We start from the raw sequence: 20,148 nt of genomic DNA on the forward strand, positions 1-20,148 counted from the left end.
CATAAATTTGATTATAGAGAGTAGTAAATGAAAATAAAAATTTCAGAAATTGCGAATTTACCTAGCAAATGGGGAAATTTCCAAATACAAAGTTTTAAAGAAAATGATAAAGAACATTTATGTATATTTAAAAATACTCCAAAAGACACACTCAATCTAAGAATTCATTCAGAGTGCTTAACAGGAGATGCTTTAGGAAGTTTAAAATGTGACTGCGGAGAACAGCTTGAATTTTCACTCAAATATATAGAAAAAAACGGCGGAATGGTGATTTATCTTAGACAAGAAGGAAGAGGTATAGGACTTTTTAACAAGGTTAATGCTTATGCTTTACAAGATAAAGGTTTTGATACGATTAAAGCAAATCATCAGCTTGGCTTTAAAGCCGATGAGAGAACTTATGAAATTGTAGAATTTATACTCAAATACTATGAAATTTCTAAGGTTAATTTACTTACAAATAACCCTGAAAAGCTAGATTCTATTAAAAAAAAAATCATCACACGCATACCGATTTTAATAGAACCTAATCGTTTTAATGCAGAGTATTTAAACATAAAACAAACTCAAATGGGACATCTTAAATAAATGATTTTTAAAGATTATGATTTTATACAAAACTATGATTTAAAAAACTTTGAAGAAAAAATAAAAATTTATAAAGAATTATTATCTAAATTTAACCGCATTCACAATCTTACTCATTTAAAAAATATAGATGAAAATATCTTTGATAGTATTAAAATTTTAGATTTTTATGATTTTTCTAAAGCAAAAAATATTGCCGATATAGGAAGTGGCGCAGGATTTCCAGCTGTATTTTTAGCCTTTTTGCTGCAAAGCAATTTTCACCTTTTCGAACCCAATCCCAAAAAAGCTGCCTTTTTACGGACACTAAAAATAGAATGCGAAGTTTCAAATTTACATATTTACAAAGAAAAAGTTCAAGAATGTAAAAATACCTTTAAAGCCGATATCATCACTTCAAGAGCCTTAATGGATGTCAAGCCTTTGCTTGAAATTTGCAAAAATCTAAAAGATGAAAATACAATTTTTATTTTATGGAAAGGCAGTGAAATTTATCAAGAACTTAAAAATATAAAAAATTATGAAATTTTTGAAAATAATTTAAGAAAATACTGTATTTTAAAGTAGCCCTAAGGCTACTTTTTATTCTGCTAAATCAGCATTAAAACTGATATCAACCAAAGGCCAAGAGATTCCACCATGTCCTGGAGCAGCATCACTTAATGCTTTTAATGCTTTAGAACCATTTTTAAAAGTATGCAAATCAAGCTGCCCTTTAGCTTCAAATTTATTATCTTTGATAGTATAAGTTAAAGGTACAATAGTACTTTTTTTATCCATGGTAATTTTTGCTGAAATAACGCCTTTGTTTTCACCTACAATCACATCTTGGAAAACAACTTTAATGTCTGCATTTCCCAATAAAGTAGGAAAAAACACTTTTGTGATATTATTAGTTATAACATCATTGCCTTCACCCATAAAAGCATTACTTGGCTTTATAGTAGCTTTAGCTCCTTTAAGATAACTTGCAAAATCCTTTGCATTTTTAGAAAATTTATATTCTACATTCTTAAATTCACCTTCTACTCCTACCATATCCTTAGTTTTATACCCTTCAAAAGATATTTTTAAACTATCTTCTTTAAAAGATACGGCACTTAAAGCAGATGCTAATAAACAAGAACTTAAAATACTTAAAACAATTTTTTTCATTTTAACTCCTTCAAAATGAGATTTTATTAAACAAAAATAATTATATTATCACTTGATTAATAAAAATAAATTTTTTCAAAAAATAATTGTTATTACCAAAGTATATCTTTAAAAGTCAAAGTTAAAAAATATCCTCCAAAAATCAAAACAAGCCCTAAAACAAAAGCCAAACCAAATACTCTAGAGCCACTCTTTAAAAATTTTTTAAAGTCAATTTGTAAACCTAAAGCTGCCATAGCAAAAACAATACATAAAGTACAAAGTGTTTTACCCAAAGAAATAATATCACTTGTAGCAATACCCAAAATATTTTCTTTACTTGCTAGATAAGTATTTAAAACTATCATACCTAAAAATGCAAAAGCAAAATAAGGGATAGTGATACTTTTTGCAGTTTTTCCACTGCTTGAATGCTGATTTTTAGCAAAAAAATAAGTCACTATAAGCAAAAAAGGCACAAGTAAAATCACTCTCATCATTTTTATAATCACTGCAACATTAGAAGCACCTTGCTCAAATCCTGCCATATCTTTTGCCATTTCAGCGGCACCTGCAACATTTGCCACTTCATGCAAAGTAGCCCCCATAAAAACCCCCATAGCATTTTGATCAAAAAAAGGAAAAAGATTTAAAGAAAAAGCTATGGGATATAAGAACATAAATACAAGTCCAAAAATCACCACCGTACCTACAGCTAAAATTCCTTTAAAAGGATCACTTTTTAAACTTGACTCTAGTGCTAAAACTGCCGCTGCACCGCAAATCGCACTTCCGGCTCCAACAAGCATAGAAGTTTCTTTATCGAGTTTAAAAATTTTCATCCCTACAAATAAAGCAATAATAAAAACAAAAAATATCACTATAACAGAAAGCAAAAACCCTTTCAACCCTACACTTAAAAGCTCAGTTAAAGTGATATTAAAACCATATAAAACAATACCGAGTCTTAAAAGCTTTTTTGCACTAAAATGCACTCCAGCTTGAAAATGATGTTGGTATTTAAAAAACCAAGGAGAAAGCAATACTCCTATGATGATAGCAAAAGCAGTCGCTGCCAAATGAGTAGTATCTTTGATACTTTGAACACTAGAAAGATACATAGCAAAAATCACTATACAAGCAGTAAAAAGCAAACCCTTAAAATTTGAACGCACTATAGCCATACTATGTGCTAAAAAACTTGTTTTCATTTATTTTCCTTTTTCTAAATTTTGTGTTATTATATTTTTTTTATTAAAATTATAAAAATATATTATTTTAATTTTTATAATAATTTTTTTTTATTAAATAAAGGAATCACTCATGAAAATCAAAGATATGGAAATATTTTTAGATCTTTTAAACACTCAAAGTCCAACTCATACAGCCAACAATTTTTCCATAACTCAACCTAATGTTTCAATAGTAATTAAAAATTTAGAAAATAAATTTGATGGCATTTTATTTGAAAGACTTGGAAAAAAACTCTTACCTACACCAAAAGCTTTAGAACTAGGAAAAAATTGGTTAAAAATTATACAAGCCTACTACCAAAGCTTAGAAAAATTAAACGACGAAAGTATGCTCTTAGGGGAAATAAAAATAGCCTCAACTCAAAGCATTTCTGAACATTTTTTAGCTCCTATTTTATTTGATTTTAAAGCAGAATTTAAAAACATAGAAATTCACTCTCAAACGCAGAATTCAAAAGAATGTTTAAATTTGCTAAAAAACGGAAATATAGAATTTGCAATCATTGAAGCAGAACTTGATCCAGCTTTAGCGGAGTATGAAAATTTAGAAATAAATTTTTGGCAAGATGATGAACTTATAGTAGCCACAAGTGATAAAAAACTCAATGAAAAAGAATTTTATATCGATGAACTTTTAGAACAAAAGTGGATTTTAAGAGAAGTAGGCTCAGGCTTAAGGGATAAATTTTTAAACGAAATTGGTGCAAGCTCAAAAAAACTTAATATTTTTCTTGAGCTTGATAGAATGGCTGCGATTAAAGAACTTGTTTTACAAAAAAAAGCAATCTCTATTTTTTCCAAAAAAAGCATAGAAAAAGAATTAAAAAATTCAACACTTTATGAAATCAAATTAAAAAATATCAACCTAAAGCGTAAATTTTACACCTTAAAAAGAAAAAATTATAATTTTAACAGAGCTTTAGAAAAATTTGAAAAAATATTCAAATCATAAGCATAATAACCGATTTATATAAAAAGTTAAGCAATTTTTAGATAAAATCCAAAGCTTATATAAATTTCAAGGACAATCAATGAACGCCAAAACTCAAGAAGCCGAATTAGAAGAATTATTTCAAGAAAATGCAAAAGATTATATCACATATGAAAAATTGGTAAAATATCTTACAAAACAACCAAGTGCATCAACCGCTAAAAAAGTGCAAGCATTAATGAAAAAACACAAAGTGCAACTTTTTTCAGCAGCTGAAATTGCACAAATGAAAAACATAGAAGATGCTAAAAGACTTCAAGAAGAAAAACAAAAACTCCAAGATACAAGCCTTGAGAACGAATTTGATTTAGCCAATGAAAACGATTTATTAGAATGGAGCAGATCAGACTCTCCTGTTCGTATGTATTTAAGAGAAATGGGACAAATTGCTTTATTAAACAAAGATGAAGAAATTGAAATTTCTAAAAAAATAGAACTTGGTGAAGATATTATCATTGATGCTTTTTGTTCTGTACCTTATTTGATAGATTTTATTTTAGATTATAAAGAACCTTTAATAAACAGAGAAAGAAGAGTAAAAGAATTATTTAAAAGCTTTGACGATGAAGAAAAAAATGATGATAAACTTGATGAACTTGATATAGACGAAGATGAAGAAAACGAAACAGAATTAGAAACAGATGAAGAAAATACTAAAAAAAACAGCAAAAAAGAAGATGAAAGAACTTTAAAAGTTATAGAAAAATTTAAAGCTCTAGAAAAAGCTAAAAAAGATTGGCTAAAAACATCCAAAGACAAGGAAAGTGGAGATGAGCTTTTAGATAAATTAAGCATTGCATTCAAAAAAAATATTTTAAAAGAAAAATTAATGGATCTAGGCCCTACTTCAAAACTTATTAGTGAAATCGTAAAATCAATGGAAACTGCACTAAAAAGTGATGAAGAATTTGACAAAGAACTTAAGCGTTTAGAATACCGCTTACCTATGTTTTCTGATGAACTTAAAAAACGCCATGCAGATATTTTAAAAGATATTACAAAATTGAGCAAAGAAGAAATCACAGAGCGAGCTTTAGAAACAACCATGGTAAGCACTTATATGGAAATTAAAAAACTATTTCAAACTAAAGAAGCCAGTGAAAAAAGCTTTGATCTTGAAAAATCACGTTTAAAAGAAATTTTAGAGCAAATTAAACGTGGTAAAAAAATCTCTGATGAAGCAAAAGGAAGAATGGCAAAATCAAACTTGCGTCTTGTTGTAAGCATAGCTAAACGCTACACAAATCGTGGTCTACCTTTCTTAGATCTTATTCAAGAAGGGAATATAGGCTTGATGAAAGCTGTGGATAAGTTTGAATACAAAAGGGGTTATAAATTTTCCACTTATGCAACCTGGTGGATCAGGCAAGCTATTTCAAGGGCTATAGCTGATCAAGCAAGAACCATAAGAATTCCAATCCACATGATAGAAACCATCAATCAAATTAACAAAATTATCCGCGAACATCTACAAAAAGATGGAAAAGAACCTGATGTCAGCGTTATAGCTAAAGAAGTAGGTTTAAGCGTAGATAAGGTTAAACAAGTTATTAAAATTACAAAAGAACCAATTTCTCTTGAAGCTCCAATAGGAAATGAAGATGATGGTAAATTTGGAGATTTTGTTGAAGATAGAAATTCACTTTCTCCAATGGATCATATCTTAAAGGATGATTTAAAAGAACAAATTGATGAAGTTTTAGACCAATTAAACGATAGGGAAAAAGCGGTAATTCGAATGCGCTTTGGCTTAATGGATGATGAAAGCGATAGAACCTTAGAAGAAATTGGGAAAGAGCTTAATGTCACTCGAGAAAGAGTAAGACAAATAGAAAGCTCAGCTATAAAAAAACTCAAACACCCTAAAGTAGGAAGAAAACTAAAAAATTATATAGAAGGTTGGAAGTAAGAGTCAATCTCTCACTAAAAACCTAAATCTTTTTCTTCTTTTAACTTGCGTACATGTTCAAAAAAAACTAATTTTCCGCTATGTTTTTTTAAATTTTTAAATTCCTTAATATCAAATTCTAAACACAAGATAGAAGAAGTTGGAAAAGAAGCTAAACACAGCGAGCTTAATAACTCTCCAAGCTCCATTAAGCCAGGATTATGGCCCACTAAAAACACTTCATTAAACTCATCATCAATATCTTGCAAAATTTTTAGCAAATTCTCAACATTGCAAAGATACAATCTTTCATCAAAACAAATTTTATTTTTATCAAAATTATAAAATTTGGCTATTTTTTTCGCTGTTTTAGCGGTTCTAACAGCAGGACTTGATAACACTAAATCAGGATGAATTTCATGCAAGGCAAGATTCTTAAAAAGTTTTTTTAAATCTTCCTTTCCACTCTTAGTAAGCTTTCTTTCAAAATCATCGATATCTCCTCTCTTACTTGCTTTTGCATGTCTTATAATATAAATTTTTTTCATTTTACCTCTTTTATTTTAGCTAAAATATAACCACATATAAACCCGAAAATATGACCATACCAAGCAACATTTACCCCCATAAGCAATGGCGCAAAACTCATAAGTAAAATTGCCACTATAAGTCCTTTTGTGCTATTTTTATCAAGAACAGCATAAAAACCCATTAAAACACAAATTGCACCACTAGCACCTATGACATTTATATTTTCTCCAAAATATTTAAAATCAAAATACACATAAAAAACACTTAAAAGTGAACATAACAACCCGCCAATAAAATAAATAAAAATAAAACGCAAAGCACCCAAATAAGTTTCTAATATACGCCCAAATTGAAATAAAACTATCATATTTAATATAAGATGAGTTAAATTTCCATGTAAAAACATTGAACTTAAAAGTTGCCAATAAGCTCCATTAAAAAATAAAATATTCAAACCAAGGATATTGCAATAATCATAAGAAATCAAAAAATAACATAAAACATTTAAAAAAATTAAAAAAATTGTAAGCAAAGTATTAAACCTTTATTTTTTATAATATTGTCTTAAAATTCACATAAAATTCACATAAAATTCACATAAAATTCTTTACAATTTTACTAAAAAATAATTAGGAAAAATATTGAAAATTAAATTTTTAAGTATTATTACTATTTTAAGTTTATCTTTAAACGCTGATATAATAATTTCTGCTGATAATTTGCCAAGTGTTTCTAAAGAATTTTTACAACATAATTTCAAAGCACCTATAGGGATCGTGCAAAAAGACAAAAATTCCTATGAAGTCTATCTTAGCGATGGGACAGAACTTGAATTTGACATAGATGGAGCTTGGAAAGAAATTGAAAATAAAGCCTTTCCTTTTGAACTAGATTTTTTACCTCAAAATTTAGCTAATATCATTAAAAACGAATTTCCAAATACAAAAGCTAGAGAAATCGAAAGAAAAATCAACCATTACAAGATTAAATTTGATAACGATGTAAAAATTCTTATAGATTTTAATGGAACTATCTTGCACAAAGAAATTGATGATTAAAATATAATCAAATCTGCATTATATTTTTAACATCATCATGTTCTATCTTTTCTTTTTCAAGCAAAAGCTCTGATAATTTTAAAATTTTACCCTTCATAGAATTTAAAAATTCATCCATTTCTTTTTTTTGTTCATTTAAATTTGACTCTTCTAACATATCAAAACTCAACATATAATCAAGCAATTCTTTAATCTTTAAAAAATCATCTTGCGAGTTGGTATAACTTTCATTGTAAATTAATTTCATAGCTCTAGAACCAGCCAAATAAACTTTTATACGATTGATAAGCTCTGATTTTGATCTTATATTATGCTCATATTCTTTAAAACGATCTTCAATGAGAGTTATTTTATCAAATCCTATGTCAAAATAATATGCACTCAAAGCTTTTGCAGCTTGATAAGTGGCTTGAATTTTTTTCTCTTCATCATTAAAACTTAAAATCTTTTTCTTGCCTAAAAGAACTTTATTTAATACAGCATAAAAATCACTTTCCTCAACTAAAGCACTATTTCTTCTTAAAGCATTAATTGCCGCTTCATTAACCAAAGTTTCAAGTCCTGCTCCACTAAAACCTACGCTTGCTTTGGCGATTTTATTTAAATTGATATTATTATTTTTATCCTTCATATAAATTTCTAAAATTTTAAGTCTATCCTTAAAATCAGGTAAAGATAAAAAAATTCTCCTATCAAAACGCCCTGAACGCAATAAAGCAGAATCCATAAGTTCGATTTTATTTGTTGCAGCTATAACTATAACCCCGCTATTGTCCTCAAAACCATCCATTTGGGTTAAAAGTTGATTTAAAGTACTATCTCTTTCAACATTTGACATTTCTCCCCTTGCTTTACCTACAGCATCTATTTCATCGATAAAAACTATACTAGGAGCCATCATTTTAGCTTTTGAAAAAAGCTCTCTAACTCTTTTTGCACCCATACCTACATAAATTTCAACAAAACTTGAACCACTTTGATAAAAAAATGGCACCCCTGCTTCTCCTGCAACTGCTTTTGCTATCAATGTTTTTCCTACACCTGGTGGGCCTACCATTAAAACACCTTTTGGCATTTTTACACCAAATTCTTTATATTTTTTAGGATTTTGTAAAAAATCTACAAGTTCGCTTAGTTCCATTTTAACTTCATCAACACCTGCTACATCATTAAAAGTAATATCTGAAATCACAGGTTTTATATGAGAACTTTCTAAATTAATATTTGAATTTTGAGCTTGAATGTGATTCTTATTTGATATAGGATATTTAGCCAATTCTTTTTTACGGGCAAAATAACCAAAACTTATAAAAAGTGCGATAATAAAAACAAGTAAAATAAAAAACACCCAAAGCGTGTTATCTTTTTTAACCTCTATAGGAACTTTTGCTAAAAGTGTTTTTATATCTATGCCATCTTTTATAATTACGTAATTTTCACCTTCTGCCTTAAGCCAAATTTCGTCTTTATCAATCACAGCTTTTTGGATTAAATTTTGGCTTAATAGACTTTGATAAAGATTTTCATCTATATATTTAGGTTCATTTTTAAAATATAAAATTCCCAAAAGCATACATAAAACCATAAAAGATGCTAAAATTATCTTTTTATTTTTCATTATCTAGCCTTTTAAAATTGCAAAGTTAGACTTTTCTTGCACTTCATATTCAGATATAACAATCCATTCTTTAGCTATATCTTTATCACTTTTAATTTTGATCTTGTTAAAAAACTGATCATAACCCTCAAAAAAACCATCTTTTTGATTTTCTATCAAAACTTCAAGTGAAACTTGATTTTTTTTCCTAAATTCATAATTATTTTTTTCTACTATGGATTTTAAAGTGTTTAGCCTTTCTTTAGCTAAAGTTCCATTTATCACATCCTTCATGGTAGCAGAATGCGTGTTGTTTCTAGGACTAAAAATAAAAGCATGAATATGAGTGAGTGGAAATTCTTTAAATTTTTTCAAAGCTTCTTGCCATAGCTCTTCACTCTCACCTGGATGAGCTACTATAAAATCCGTCCCTAAAGCATATCCTTTGCTTGCTATAGTATTAAAAAGCTTTAAATCATTATCCGTATGCGATCTTCTTCGCATTATACGAAGCATTTTTTCACTTGTATGCTGCAATGCAATATGTAAATGCCTTTCAAGCCAAGTTTCATCTAAAATTTCTAAAAAACTCTCATCAATTTGTGCGGGTTCTAAACTACCTAACCTTATGCGTTTTATACCTGAAATTTGTCCCATTTTCCGCAAAAGCTTGCCTAAACTTGTGCCATTTTTAAGCCCATATGAACCTATATTAGTCCCTGTTAAAACAATTTCACTATAACCATTAGCTCCCAAAATTTCAACCTGTTTTAAAAGAGCTTTTTCATCCACACTTCTTGATTTTCCCCGCACGCTAGGAATAATACAATAAGAACAAGCAAAATCACAACCTTCTTGAATTTTCACAAAAGCTTTGGTATGATTTTCATATTCGCAAACTATATCTTTATCAATAAAATTTAAATTTCCAAGTTCATAAAAACTTGTCTTTGCTCCTAAAAATTCATTGATTTTATCTTTATTTGACGCTCCAAGCACTCCAAAAACTTGCTTTTTATCTAAAAGCTCCTTACCTTTGCTTATAGCACCACAACCTGTAAGTATAACTTTAATGCCTTTTTTTTGCATGGTATTTACATAAGACTTTATCCCGCTATCAGCTCCATTTGTAACCGTGCAGGAATTTACAACGATAATTTGTGCTTTATTCTCATCATTTATAATCTCATAATCTTTTACATAACTTTTTAAAAGCTCTGTATCATAAATATTTGTGCGACACCCAAAGGTTTTAAAAAAAACTTTTTCTTTCAATCTTTATTCCTTGCATGAAAATGCATATTTTCATGATGTTGTTCAAAATGATTTTGATTTAAATTTCCTAAATATAAATTTTGCGATGGATAAGCAATTTTTATATCTTTATGCTTATTAAATTCTTTTATAATCTCTTTACTAATCGTACTTCTTAATACCAAAGCCGCATAAGCATTGGTCATATACCATGCAGAAATTCGCATTCCCCAATGTTCAAAAAACATAAAAAACCTTGGCTCCACTTTAGGATTTTTAATACTATATTCATGTTGTAAACGAGCTATATTTTTTCTAGCAAGCTCAGTATAACCTTTGGCATGGCGTGTAACAATATTTTCTACAATTTCTTGTGCCTTATCAAGATTGCTATCAAAAGTAACACTTATATCAATGCCATCAAGCACGGTTTTCATACCATGATGAGTATAATTAGCAAGCAAATTTGTAAAAACATAGTTATTAGGAATAAATATAATACGCCCACTACGACGATTTTTGCTATAAGTTTCAAGCGTAAGCTCTTCATAAAGAGTAATGCGTAAAAAAGAAATATCTATAATATCTCCAATATAGGTAGTATCATTTTGAAAAACTTTTACACGATCCCCTACTCTAAAACTTCCACCAAAAATAATCACACACCATCCAAGCATAGACATAAACATATCTTTCATAGCAATAGCTAAGCCTGCAGAAGCAAAACCAAGTATAGTTACAAGATAAGTAATATTTTCTATATAAGCAAAGAGCAAAATAAGAAAAATAATATTTATATTAATAAAATTAATAATCTTCGTAGCGGTATAATATCTTTCACTATCTTTAATATATTTTTTAGCAATAAATTTCAACATAAAAGCTATAGCTATAACAACAACAATAGCAACAAGTATATTTACAGCCCTTAAGCTTTGAACTTTAATCTCAGCACTTACTCGAGAAAGCTCTTCATCAATTTTTTTCTCATAAACAGAATAAGAAACACTAGCAAAATTTAAAGCTTGCTCAAATTCTTCTAATTTTTTATCCGAAGCTTTTAAAGCTTCTATATTCTCAACACTTGGTTTAAGCTCAACCAATTCTTTAAGTTCTGAGTTTTTTTCTCTAATTTTATCTACTAAATTTTTAAAATCATTAAATTTAAATATATATTCTTCCTTTTCTCCTTTTAATTTCTTAATATGAGAAAAAGCTCCTATAATAGCCAAAGGATTAGTAAGCTTAGATAAAGTTTCTATATTATCAGGGGCGCTAAGACTTTGTGCAAAATTTAAATCTTTGTATTCTTTAAGCAAGCTCAATTGCTCTTCTAAATTTGCTATCTTGCGTTTAAGTTCTTCTTGTTGGTGAATATCGGAAGTCTTTTTTAAATTAAGATTTAAAATGATTAATTCATCATTTATATCTTGATATTTTATAAAATTTTCATAACGTATATTCCAAATACTAGCACTGATTACAGTATTTAAAGTATTAATTTTCTCATTTATATTATTAATAATAGTCCGATTTACATCACCAAAAGCAAAAACAACAAAAAAGGTTAAAATAATAATTTTTTTCATTGGAATTCTCTTAAAGTTGCAATTATATCTTCTTTAGAAATATCACCTTTTATCAAACCCTTACCCAAAGGACTAGCAAGGACAAAATTGATTTTTTTATTAGAGCTTTTTTTATCCATGAAAAAAGCTTCATAAAATTCATCTACATTGTTGATTTTATATGATATTGGCAAACTGAATTTAAGTAAAATATCTTTTATTTTTTGACTTTGCATTTTATCCAAAAGCCCTAAATTTAAAGCCAATTGATTTGCCATAACCATACCTATAGCCACCGCTTCTCCGTGTAAATAAAGCTTATAATCTGTAAAATTTTCTATAACATGAGCAAAAGTATGACCATAATTTAAAAGCATTCTAAGCCCTGATTCTTTTTCATCTTGTTCAACAACCCTTGATTTAAGTTCTATGCTTCTTGCTATAATTTGAGTAAAAATTTCATTCTCACAAGTAGCATTTAAGAAACTTTTTTCATCAATTTTTTCTATAAAATCAAGTATACTATCATCAAACATTGTTGCCATTTTAATAAATTCAGCCATGCCTGCAGCAAGTTCTCTAGAACTCAAAGTCTTTAAAAAAGAACTCTCGCAATATACAGCTTTAGGTTGATAAAAAGTGCCAATAAGATTTTTACCAAAATTATTATTAACACCTGTTTTTCCACCTACTGCTGCATCAACGCAAGCTAAAAGTGTAGTAGGAATATTTATAAAATCAATACCTCTTTGATAAATACTAGCAGCAAATCCGCCCATATCACTAATCACGCCACCACCAAAACTTATAAGCACGCTTTTTCTATCCAATTTAGAATTAAACATTTGGTTTAAAATTTCTTCTATGGTGCTTAAATTTTTATATTCTTCACCATCTTTTACAGTAGCAATAAAAATTTCTTTTGCCTTAATTTTAGAAAGTAATGTTTTCAAATGAAGACCTGAAATCTTAGGATTTGAAAGTATAAAAACCTTAGTATCAAATTCTAATTCTTCAAGTTCATCAATATAAACCTTATAAGCATTTTCTTTTAACTTAACTTCTACTTGCATTGAACTACTCTTTTTGCGTTTATTCTATCACATTTAATTAATTATTTATTCTACTGGTATAAAAAGTTGGTAATTTTGTCTCATTTTATAATAATGCCTATTTAAATTTGTACTTAAATTTCTGCCAAAATCTCTATTTAGTAATTCTTTTTGAAAACTCACAAATTGTAACAAATCTTCGCGATATTGTAAATTTAAAAGAGGGTTTTCATCATTTTTATTAATAATTTGTATATTTTTATCATAAAGCTTAGATAAACTTCTAAAATACTCCTCCATATCTGTAGTATTTTGAGAATTTGGATTATAATAATATAAAATAACTCCAAAATCAAGCTGTTTACTTAAATCAGTAATGACATTTGCATTGTTTTCAAGTTCACTCTCATCGGCACTTAAAATAATCGCTTCTTTAAGCTCATCAAAAGAAGCTTCACCCACCTTCATAATAGGAATTTTTAAATCAAAAAAAGCTTGTTTTTCTTTCTCAAAATTTTTTATATCAGTTACAACTAATCCTATATCATTATTTTGCAACCATGTGGAAATTTGTTTAAAATCCGTGTTGAAATAATCAAAAAACACACCTTCTTTATCCTCAGAAAGTTTTTTTAATTTTTCATACATTACCCCTAATTTAGGATTGATAACATGTATAAAAAATCTTTTTGCATTGCTTTTTTGAATTAATTTTAAAGTAGTATCAAGCACTCTTTCTTGTATATTTTGATTCATATTTTTCATATCAATTAAAGCAAAAACATTACTTCCAAAAGGCATAGGAAATTGCCCTGCTTTGCCTCTTATATTATGAAAAATACTTTGTAAAACAACAGGATCTCCAACGATCAAAATGCTATCATTTGGCTCTAAAACAAAAGATGGTTTTACAAAATAAATCTTAGAATTTCTATAAATAAGGACTATGCGCCACCTTTTTTGTTGTATTGAACTTATGTGCCTATAAGCAAAAATAGACCCTGCTGGAATTTTTACTTCCATAATCTCTCCAACCCCAAGTCCTATATACTGAGCTGTTAAAGCAATATCTGGTAAAAAATCCATAAATCTACGGCTTAAAGTCATTCTAGCATCAGCTAAATTTGCATGAGTATCATTAACACTTAACCCCCAAAAATCCATTATTTCTATTTCTAAATTTGGATTTAAAGAGCGCAAAGCCTCATAACTTTTTTTAGTTTCAAATTCATCTTGCATATAAATAAAAGCCTGTTTAAAATCTTTACTCATAATATTTTCAAGACGCGCTGTGCTTGTAGGATCAAAATAATGCAAGTCAATATACTCACTAGAAATATTTAAGTTATTTTTTTCACTATTTTGACACACTACTGTAAAAAAGTAACCTAAGCCTTTTTCAAAACAAAGCCTTTCTAAGAAATGCTTTGCTAAAATACCGTCTATTATAATTAAAATATTATTCATTTTAAACTCCAAAAAGGAAATTATAACAAATGGAATTTAAATTAAAGCATAAAGATGGAATGGCAAGGGTTTGTGAAATCACTACCGCACACAGCACTTTTTTAACCCCTGTTTTTATGCCTGTTGGCACAGTGGGAGCGGTTAAAAGTCTTGATGCTAATGATATGAAAAACGAGCTTGATGCAAAAATTATTTTAGCAAATACCTATCACATGTACTTGCGTCCAACTTCTAAAGTGGTAAAAGATTTTGGAGGTTTGCATGGTTTTACGAAATTTGATAGAAGTTTTTTAACCGATAGTGGTGGTTTTCAGGCTTTTTCTTTAAGTAAAAATTCCAAACATTTTAACGAAGGTATAGAATTTAAAAGTCACATTGATGGGAGTCGTCATCTTTTTACTCCAAAAAGTGTTTTAGATACTCAATATGATTTTAACTCTGATATTATGATGATTTTAGATGATTTAGTAGCCTTACCCGCAACCAAAGAAAGGATTAAAATTTCTGTTGATCGCACTATACTTTGGGCAAAAGAAGCCATTGCTTATCACAAAAATATGCAAAATAAAGGTATAGGCATAGGGCAAAATATTTTTGGTATTATCCAAGGTGGTACAGATTATGAAGAAAGAAAGCGTTGTGCTTTAAGTTTAAACGAAATGCCATTTGATGGTTTAGCTATAGGTGGGCTTAGCGTGGGCGAAGAAAACGCCTTGATGTATGAAACAGTACAAAACTTAAACCCTTATCTAGATGAAAATCGTCCAAGATATTTAATGGGTGTAGGAACGCCTGAAGATTTAGTAGAAAATGTTGAGCGAGGAGTAGATATGTTTGACTGCGTGATGCCAACTAGAAATGCAAGAAATGGAACATTTTTCACAAGTTTTGGAAAATTTAATATTAAAAAAGCAGAATTTATCAACGATCATGAAGCTATAGATCCTATTTGCTCATGTTATACTTGTCGTAATTTTTCAAGGGGTTATTTGAACCATCTTTTTAAAGCTAAAGAACTTACTTTTTTTCGCTTGGCAAGTTTGCACAATCTACATTATTATCTTGAACTTGCAAGAAAGATGCGTGAAGCAATTTTGAATAATTCTTTTACGCAATTTAAAAGAAATTTTTATCACTTAAGAGGCAAATAAAATGCTAGAACTACATGAAAATCTAAAAAAAATCCTGCAAGCAAAGAATTTAGAAACTTTCTATAGTGAAATTTATGGACAAAAAATTTTTGTTTACGTGGGATTAAATTTGGAAACTTGGCTTTTTAATGATGGAAAAATTTATAAACTTCAAGATGAAAAATTTAAGCTTTCTAGCATAGAAGAATTTTCAAATTTTATTAAATCCATTTTAGAAGATTTTAAAGTACAAAATACTCATTTTCAAAACCTTTTAGAACACAAAGAAGGTATTATCTTAAAAGGTGGTTTTGTTAAAAATTTTTACAAAAAATCCTTTGTTTTAAGACAAAAAATCAACAAAAATCTAAAGCAAATTAATCTTCTAAGCGAAGCTTTCAATCTTTTGCTTAGTGAACAAGCACAATACAAAAAACATTTAAAAATTTTAAATTTATCCATCAGCATCTTAAGCAAAAACACCAAAGAACATCTAACAAGAGTTGATACTCTTTATACATTAACAAGTGCAATTAAAAATGAAAAAATGAATAAAAGTATTTATCTTTTAAGTATACTTTCTTCTATTTTCTTACCTTTAAATTTGATCGTAGGATTTTTTGGAATGAATACTAATAATCTTTTTTTTAAAGATAGCCCTTATGGTACACTTTATATTTTTTCTTTGATTTGCTGTATTTTGATTGTGGGTTTTATATTTTATCATTCAAAAAAGACTAAAGAATTTGATTTAGATGAAGGTAAAAAAGCCAAAAAACAAACAAAATAAGCAAAATTTTGCTTATTTTAAGAATATTTATATATAATTTTAACTTATTTTTGCGCTCATAGCTCAGCTGGATAGAGCATTTGATTGCGGTTCAAAAGGCCAGAGGTTCGAATCCTCTTGAGCGCACCATATTATTTATCTTCTTTAATTTTTCTTTTAGCTAATCCCATATGCTCGTAAGCATCAATTTCTTTTTTGTAAGATCCAGAAATTTTCTTAAGTTCTTTATTTAAGTAACTGACTGTTTGTGCACTTGCATTAATATTTGCAGCCAAAGCAGAAACAAATTCTAGTTTCTTTTTTGTTGCTTCATCTAATTCTTTAGAAGTTTTTGAACCAAGTTTATGTGTCTGCACATAAAGTTTGGCAAGTTCTTTTAATTCAATATCCGTTAGCTTAACATCGGAAGCAGCAATTATCATTTTATCTAAGTCTGTATCAAATTTTTTAGTCTTTTCAGCTACATGCTGCTTTTGGCTAGTTTTTTGCTTTTTAACTGTTTTTTTGCCATCACTTGTAATAAGATAAGCAATTATGCCTAAAAACAATAAAAGCGCTAAAGCAGCACAAAAAATAACCAAAAAAATATGGCTCATTTAAAGTTTGCCCACAAAATTTCGATTCCTTCTTGCAAAAAGAGCTAAAACCACCATCAATGCAAATCCCCAATAAACATAATTAGGAATTTGAGCCGCTTCGCCTGCAGCGTAAGAATGAAGTCCTGTTAAAAAGTAATTTACTCCAAAATAAGTCATAATAATAACCCAATAAGCAAACATACTCCATAAAGCAAACACAAATTGATTACAATATTTTGGAATCATTCTAAGATGCAAAATTGCTGCATAAACCAAAATGCTAACCAAAGCCCAAGTTTCCTTAGAATCCCAACTCCAATATCTCCCCCAACTTTCATTTGCCCAAATTGCACCTAAAAAATTTCCTACAGTAAGCAAACAAAGTCCAAAAATCATTGCCATTTCATTAATTCTTGTAGCCTCTGTAATATTTCTCAAAATATTAAGATTATATTTTCCATCTTTCTTAAGAAAACACATTAAGAACAGTGTAAAGATACCAAGTAAGGCACAAAGTCCTAAAAATCCATAACTAGCAGTAATAACAGATACATGAATACTAAGCCAATAAGAATTGAGCACAGGAACAAGATTTGTAATTTGCGGATTCATTTCGCTTAAATGTGCAACCATTAATACAACACCGGATAAAATAGAAGTTAATGACAAGGCTATAGGACTTTTTCTAGAGAAAAATATACCCGACAAAGACAATGCCCAAGCTATATACACCATACTTTCATAGCCATTACTCCATGGAGCATGACCTGATAAATAAGCACGAAGTCCAAGACCTAATGTATGAATTACAAAAGCTAAAACATTTAAAACATATACCACTTTAAATATAAAAGAGATTTTTAAATTCGGTATGACCATTTTAGAAAAAACAAGAATCAAAAGTAAAAAACCCGCAATTAAATATACAGGAGCGAGTTTAACGAAAATTTCAGCCTTATTAGAAAAAATTTCCATTTCAACCTTGGTTTTACTAGGCATGACTTTATATCCTATTTTTTCTTGATATTCTTTGATAAATTTCAAGCCTTCATCAGCTCTAGTCCAATTGCCATCTTTAAAAGCATTTTCCACGGCACTAAAATAATTCTGTATTAAAGCCCAAACAATATGCCCTTCATCCCCCTTAAGAGTAGTTACAGCAGAAAAAGGTGCAAGCCAAACATTATTTGGATTATTTTGAACAGGAATAAATTTAAATAATTCACCACTAAAAACTAAATTTACAACATTAGCTCTTTCATCTAGTTTTATAATTTCCTTATCAAAAACTCCTCTTGCATTTGGGTTTTTACGATTTGCATTTTCAACATATTTTTGAAGTTTATATCGGTTATTCTCATCAAAGAAATCTTTATAAGAAATATATTTAGCGCTAGGAATTTCTAAAATATTTGCAATAGCATCACGAACTGCTTGATTTTGTGGCATTAAAATAAAAGGTTCCATTTGCCATTTATCTACATCAACGAGCATGGAAAGCATAACAGCGTTAGAATTTTGACCCTTATAGCTATCACTTTGATGAATTTTTTCTAAAATTTCTCTTGATAGCGTATCAAAAGGCACCATTCTTCCATCTGCTGATTTTTGAACTATTAAAGTAGCAAGAGCTTTAGCATGATTAGTATTTACCATAGGTAAGGTCGAATTTAAATCTTGAGCAAAAGTCTTTTCAGAACCAAAAGATAGCAATAAAATAAAAATAATCACACTTGTATGTTTTAAAGTGTCTTTATTAATCAATCTTGCCAAAGTTCTAAATCTAGAATGTGGATTTAAAAAATTCATAAACATTCCAAAACAAAGCAAAAAATAACCTATATAAGTTGGTATTTTACCTGGATCTTTATTTACAGATAAAACAGTCCCTTTTTCATCTTGATCATAAGAACTTTGATAAAATCTATAGCCATCATAATCTAAAACATTATTCATAAAAATTCTATAATCAAAATTTTCATTATTATTTTTTACGGTAATTTCACTTGCATAAGAAGCTGGAGACATAGAACCTGGATAACGATCTAATACAAAATCTCTTAAATAAATATCAAAAGGCAATTGTTCATAAGAAAGTGCCCAAGAAATAAAGAATTTTTGACCTGCAAGTTCTATCATAATAGGTTTATTATATTCAAAAATATAAAATTCTTTACTTTCATTTTTATAGCTTAATTCTAATTTTAAAGCATTAGAGCCAGTTAATTCTAAGTTTTTACTCTCATTACTTAAAGCAAAATCTTTAAAATGTAACAATAAAGAATTTTTCCAATTTTGAGGCTCGCCAAAAGTAGAAATCAACATAGTTCTACCCACTTCTAACCAAGTAGATTTAAACCATAACCAAAAACTTTCATCTTGAGGTCTATTGGAACCTTCTAAAGCTTCTTGTGCGTGTAAAGAAGCAGCTTTAACTACAAAACTAATATCTTTAATTTCATAAAGCCTTCTTTCCTTAGCATTTGCCTTTTCTCCAATTTTAAGGTCTAAATTTTGTCCATCTAACATACTTAAAAAATGTAAGTTTTCACTTGAACTTAAAGTTAAATTTTCATCAATTTTTACAAAAGGTGCTTTAACATTATCATTCATAAAAGCAAAGTTAACCCCTTCTATATTCTTAACTTCACCTTTTTCAAATTTAACATCAACACCTTGAGATCCTTTTTGAGAAAGCATCAAAACTAATAAAGGATCAGAATTATTATTTTCTTTATAAGTATAATGAGCATTTAAAATTAAATCTTTATATTTTAATACAGCTTGATCATCACCTAAATTAAGTTTTAGTTTAAAAGAATTAGCAAAAGGCAAATTTCCTATATAACGATCATTAACCGCACTATAGCGTTCTCCATCTTTTATAGTAGAAATACGCAAAGAAGTCTTAGAACTTTCTATAAGTGAATTTTGAGTATGCTCTCTAATAGGTAAAATACCTTCAAAACCAGCATATCTTGTCATTGCAGAACCCACTAAAATAAATAAAAAAGAAATATGAAAAATCATTAAAGGCAATTTTTTAAGCCCAAACATTTTATAACGAAACATCCCGCATAGTAAATTAATACCAAGTAAAAGTTGTATATATTCAAACCAAAAAGTATCATAAACCATTGCCCAAGCCGTAGGAGTTCCATAAGCACTTTCAATAAAAGTTGCCAAAGCACAAAAAAGCGCAAAAAGCAAAAACAATACAACCGAAACTCTTAAATCCCCTATGCTTTTTATTATATTTTCCATTCTTT

The 20,148-nt window shown here is 28.6% G+C and carries 18 protein-coding genes and 1 tRNA gene; 8 read left to right on the forward strand and 11 right to left on the reverse strand.

Features of this window, described 5'->3' with window-relative positions; genetic code table 11:
- Positions 1 to 27 precede the first annotated feature (27 nt).
- Both ribA and rsmG read left to right on the forward strand, forming a co-directional pair.
- Positions 28 to 588, forward strand: coding sequence for a GTP cyclohydrolase II (gene ribA / locus AJN60_RS06730; RefSeq protein ID WP_052949365.1), 561 nt, complete (start codon positions 28 to 30; stop codon positions 586 to 588).
- Positions 589 to 1,155, forward strand: coding sequence for a 16S rRNA (guanine(527)-N(7))-methyltransferase RsmG (gene rsmG, locus AJN60_RS06735; protein ID WP_070286140.1), 567 nt, complete (start codon positions 589 to 591; stop codon positions 1,153 to 1,155).
- A 15-nt stretch (positions 1,156 to 1,170) separates the two neighbouring features.
- Here rsmG and AJN60_RS06740 read toward each other — a convergent pair whose 3' ends face one another.
- Together AJN60_RS06740 and AJN60_RS06745 are read right to left on the reverse strand one after the other, a co-directional pair.
- Positions 1,171 to 1,743: a hypothetical protein gene (locus AJN60_RS06740; RefSeq protein ID WP_070286141.1), complete on the reverse strand. Its 573-nt coding sequence runs from the start codon at positions 1,741 to 1,743 to the stop codon at positions 1,171 to 1,173.
- A 92-nt stretch (positions 1,744 to 1,835) separates the two neighbouring features.
- The gene (locus tag AJN60_RS06745) at positions 1,836 to 2,933 is read right to left on the reverse strand and encodes a YeiH family protein (RefSeq protein ID WP_070286142.1); all 1,098 of its coding nucleotides are present in this window, start codon (positions 2,931 to 2,933) and stop codon (positions 1,836 to 1,838) included.
- 112 nt (positions 2,934 to 3,045) lie between these two features.
- Between AJN60_RS06745 and AJN60_RS06750 the strand changes: the two genes are divergently transcribed.
- Together AJN60_RS06750 and rpoD are read left to right on the forward strand one after the other, a co-directional pair.
- Positions 3,046 to 3,927, forward strand: a complete 882-nt coding sequence (locus AJN60_RS06750; protein WP_052949361.1) for a LysR family transcriptional regulator — start codon at positions 3,046 to 3,048, stop codon at positions 3,925 to 3,927.
- Positions 3,928 to 4,006: 79 nt separating this feature from the next.
- Positions 4,007 to 5,875 (forward strand): RNA polymerase sigma factor RpoD, encoded by a 1,869-nt coding sequence (rpoD, locus tag AJN60_RS06755; RefSeq protein ID WP_070252677.1) that lies wholly within the window; start codon positions 4,007 to 4,009, stop codon positions 5,873 to 5,875.
- A gap of 14 nt (positions 5,876 to 5,889) precedes the next feature.
- Here rpoD and AJN60_RS06760 read toward each other — a convergent pair whose 3' ends face one another.
- Together AJN60_RS06760 and AJN60_RS06765 are read right to left on the reverse strand one after the other, a co-directional pair.
- Positions 5,890 to 6,402: a SixA phosphatase family protein gene (locus AJN60_RS06760; protein ID WP_002861738.1), complete on the reverse strand. Its 513-nt coding sequence runs from the start codon at positions 6,400 to 6,402 to the stop codon at positions 5,890 to 5,892.
- Positions 6,399 to 6,917 carry a rhomboid family intramembrane serine protease gene (locus tag AJN60_RS06765; RefSeq protein ID WP_052949359.1) on the reverse strand — a complete coding sequence of 173 codons (519 nt, stop codon included), beginning with the start codon at positions 6,915 to 6,917 and terminating at the stop codon, positions 6,399 to 6,401. Before AJN60_RS06765 ends, AJN60_RS06760 begins: the two co-directional genes overlap by 4 nt.
- Positions 6,918 to 7,026: 109 nt before the next feature.
- On the opposite strand from AJN60_RS06765, the gene AJN60_RS06770 reads away from it, so the two are divergent.
- Entirely contained in the window at positions 7,027 to 7,443 is a 417-nt protein-coding gene (locus AJN60_RS06770; protein WP_004305692.1) for a PepSY-like domain-containing protein, read from the forward strand.
- A 7-nt stretch (positions 7,444 to 7,450) separates the two neighbouring features.
- On the opposite strand, the gene AJN60_RS06775 is transcribed toward AJN60_RS06770, so the two are convergent.
- Genes AJN60_RS06775 through AJN60_RS06795 form a run of 5 tightly spaced genes read right to left on the reverse strand, consistent with a single transcriptional unit; the run spans position 7,451 to position 14,381 of the window.
- On the reverse strand, positions 7,451 to 9,061 hold the full coding sequence (locus AJN60_RS06775) for an AAA family ATPase (RefSeq protein ID WP_070286143.1): 1,611 nt from the start codon (positions 9,059 to 9,061) through the stop codon (positions 7,451 to 7,453).
- A gap of 3 nt (positions 9,062 to 9,064) precedes the next feature.
- Positions 9,065 to 10,315 (reverse strand): tRNA (N(6)-L-threonylcarbamoyladenosine(37)-C(2))-methylthiotransferase MtaB, encoded by a 1,251-nt coding sequence (gene mtaB / locus AJN60_RS06780; protein ID WP_070286144.1) that lies wholly within the window; start codon positions 10,313 to 10,315, stop codon positions 9,065 to 9,067.
- Positions 10,312 to 11,883 carry a mechanosensitive ion channel family protein gene (locus tag AJN60_RS06785; RefSeq protein ID WP_002880605.1) on the reverse strand — a complete coding sequence of 524 codons (1,572 nt, stop codon included), beginning with the start codon at positions 11,881 to 11,883 and terminating at the stop codon, positions 10,312 to 10,314. The genes mtaB and AJN60_RS06785 overlap by 4 nt, the downstream gene beginning before the upstream one ends.
- On the reverse strand, positions 11,880 to 12,935 hold the full coding sequence (aroB, locus tag AJN60_RS06790) for a 3-dehydroquinate synthase (RefSeq protein WP_052857660.1): 1,056 nt from the start codon (positions 12,933 to 12,935) through the stop codon (positions 11,880 to 11,882). Before aroB ends, AJN60_RS06785 begins: the two co-directional genes overlap by 4 nt.
- A 45-nt stretch (positions 12,936 to 12,980) precedes the next feature.
- Entirely contained in the window at positions 12,981 to 14,381 is a 1,401-nt protein-coding gene (locus AJN60_RS06795; RefSeq protein WP_070286145.1) for a COG3400 family protein, read from the reverse strand.
- Positions 14,382 to 14,410: 29 nt separating this feature from the next.
- Here AJN60_RS06795 and tgt point away from each other — a divergent pair, with 29 nt between their 5' ends.
- The 3 genes from tgt to AJN60_RS06810 all read left to right on the forward strand — a co-directional run bounded on the left by tgt (position 14,411) and on the right by AJN60_RS06810 (position 16,430).
- Entirely contained in the window at positions 14,411 to 15,532 is a 1,122-nt protein-coding gene (gene tgt / locus AJN60_RS06800) for a tRNA guanosine(34) transglycosylase Tgt (RefSeq protein ID WP_014516779.1), read from the forward strand.
- A gap of 1 nt (position 15,533) precedes the next feature.
- A complete protein-coding gene (locus tag AJN60_RS06805) occupies positions 15,534 to 16,301 on the forward strand; it encodes a magnesium transporter CorA family protein (RefSeq protein ID WP_070278088.1) in 768 nt (255 codons plus the stop codon).
- A 52-nt stretch (positions 16,302 to 16,353) separates the two neighbouring features.
- Positions 16,354 to 16,430, forward strand: a tRNA-Arg gene (locus AJN60_RS06810).
- A 2-nt stretch (positions 16,431 to 16,432) separates the two neighbouring features.
- Here the strand turns inward: AJN60_RS06810 and AJN60_RS06815 are convergent.
- Positions 16,433 to 16,882, reverse strand: a complete 450-nt coding sequence (locus tag AJN60_RS06815; protein ID WP_079861429.1) for a hypothetical protein — start codon at positions 16,880 to 16,882, stop codon at positions 16,433 to 16,435.
- Between the two features lie 15 nt (positions 16,883 to 16,897).
- A complete protein-coding gene (ccsA, locus tag AJN60_RS06820; RefSeq protein ID WP_070286147.1) occupies positions 16,898 to 20,143 on the reverse strand; it encodes a cytochrome c biogenesis protein in 3,246 nt (1,081 codons plus the stop codon).
- Between the last annotated feature and the right edge of the window lie 5 nt (positions 20,144 to 20,148).

The sequence above is a fragment of the Campylobacter sp. BCW_4323 genome (assembly GCF_001763115.1).
Classification (GTDB): Bacteria; Campylobacterota; Campylobacteria; order Campylobacterales; family Campylobacteraceae; genus Campylobacter_D; species Campylobacter_D jejuni.

Coding starts and splice junctions, on each gene's coding strand:
- AJN60_RS06760 (WP_002861738.1), bottom strand. CDS start 6,402: ATGAAAAAAATTTATATTATAAGACATGCAAAAGCAAGTAAGAGAGGA.
- AJN60_RS06775 (WP_070286143.1), bottom strand. CDS start 9,061: ATGAAAAATAAAAAGATAATTTTAGCATCTTTTATGGTTTTATGTATG.
- ccsA (WP_070286147.1), bottom strand. CDS start 20,143: ATGGAAAATATAATAAAAAGCATAGGGGATTTAAGAGTTTCGGTTGTA.
- aroB (WP_052857660.1), bottom strand. CDS start 12,935: ATGCAAGTAGAAGTTAAGTTAAAAGAAAATGCTTATAAGGTTTATATT.
- rsmG (WP_070286140.1), top strand. CDS start 589: ATGATTTTTAAAGATTATGATTTTATACAAAACTATGATTTAAAAAAC.
- tgt (WP_014516779.1), top strand. CDS start 14,411: ATGGAATTTAAATTAAAGCATAAAGATGGAATGGCAAGGGTTTGTGAA.
- AJN60_RS06750 (WP_052949361.1), top strand. CDS start 3,046: ATGAAAATCAAAGATATGGAAATATTTTTAGATCTTTTAAACACTCAA.
- rpoD (WP_070252677.1), top strand. CDS start 4,007: ATGAACGCCAAAACTCAAGAAGCCGAATTAGAAGAATTATTTCAAGAA.
- AJN60_RS06740 (WP_070286141.1), bottom strand. CDS start 1,743: ATGAAAAAAATTGTTTTAAGTATTTTAAGTTCTTGTTTATTAGCATCT.
- AJN60_RS06795 (WP_070286145.1), bottom strand. CDS start 14,381: ATGAATAATATTTTAATTATAATAGACGGTATTTTAGCAAAGCATTTC.
- AJN60_RS06745 (WP_070286142.1), bottom strand. CDS start 2,933: ATGAAAACAAGTTTTTTAGCACATAGTATGGCTATAGTGCGTTCAAAT.
- AJN60_RS06805 (WP_070278088.1), top strand. CDS start 15,534: ATGCTAGAACTACATGAAAATCTAAAAAAAATCCTGCAAGCAAAGAAT.
- ribA (WP_052949365.1), top strand. CDS start 28: ATGAAAATAAAAATTTCAGAAATTGCGAATTTACCTAGCAAATGGGGA.
- AJN60_RS06785 (WP_002880605.1), bottom strand. CDS start 11,883: ATGAAAAAAATTATTATTTTAACCTTTTTTGTTGTTTTTGCTTTTGGT.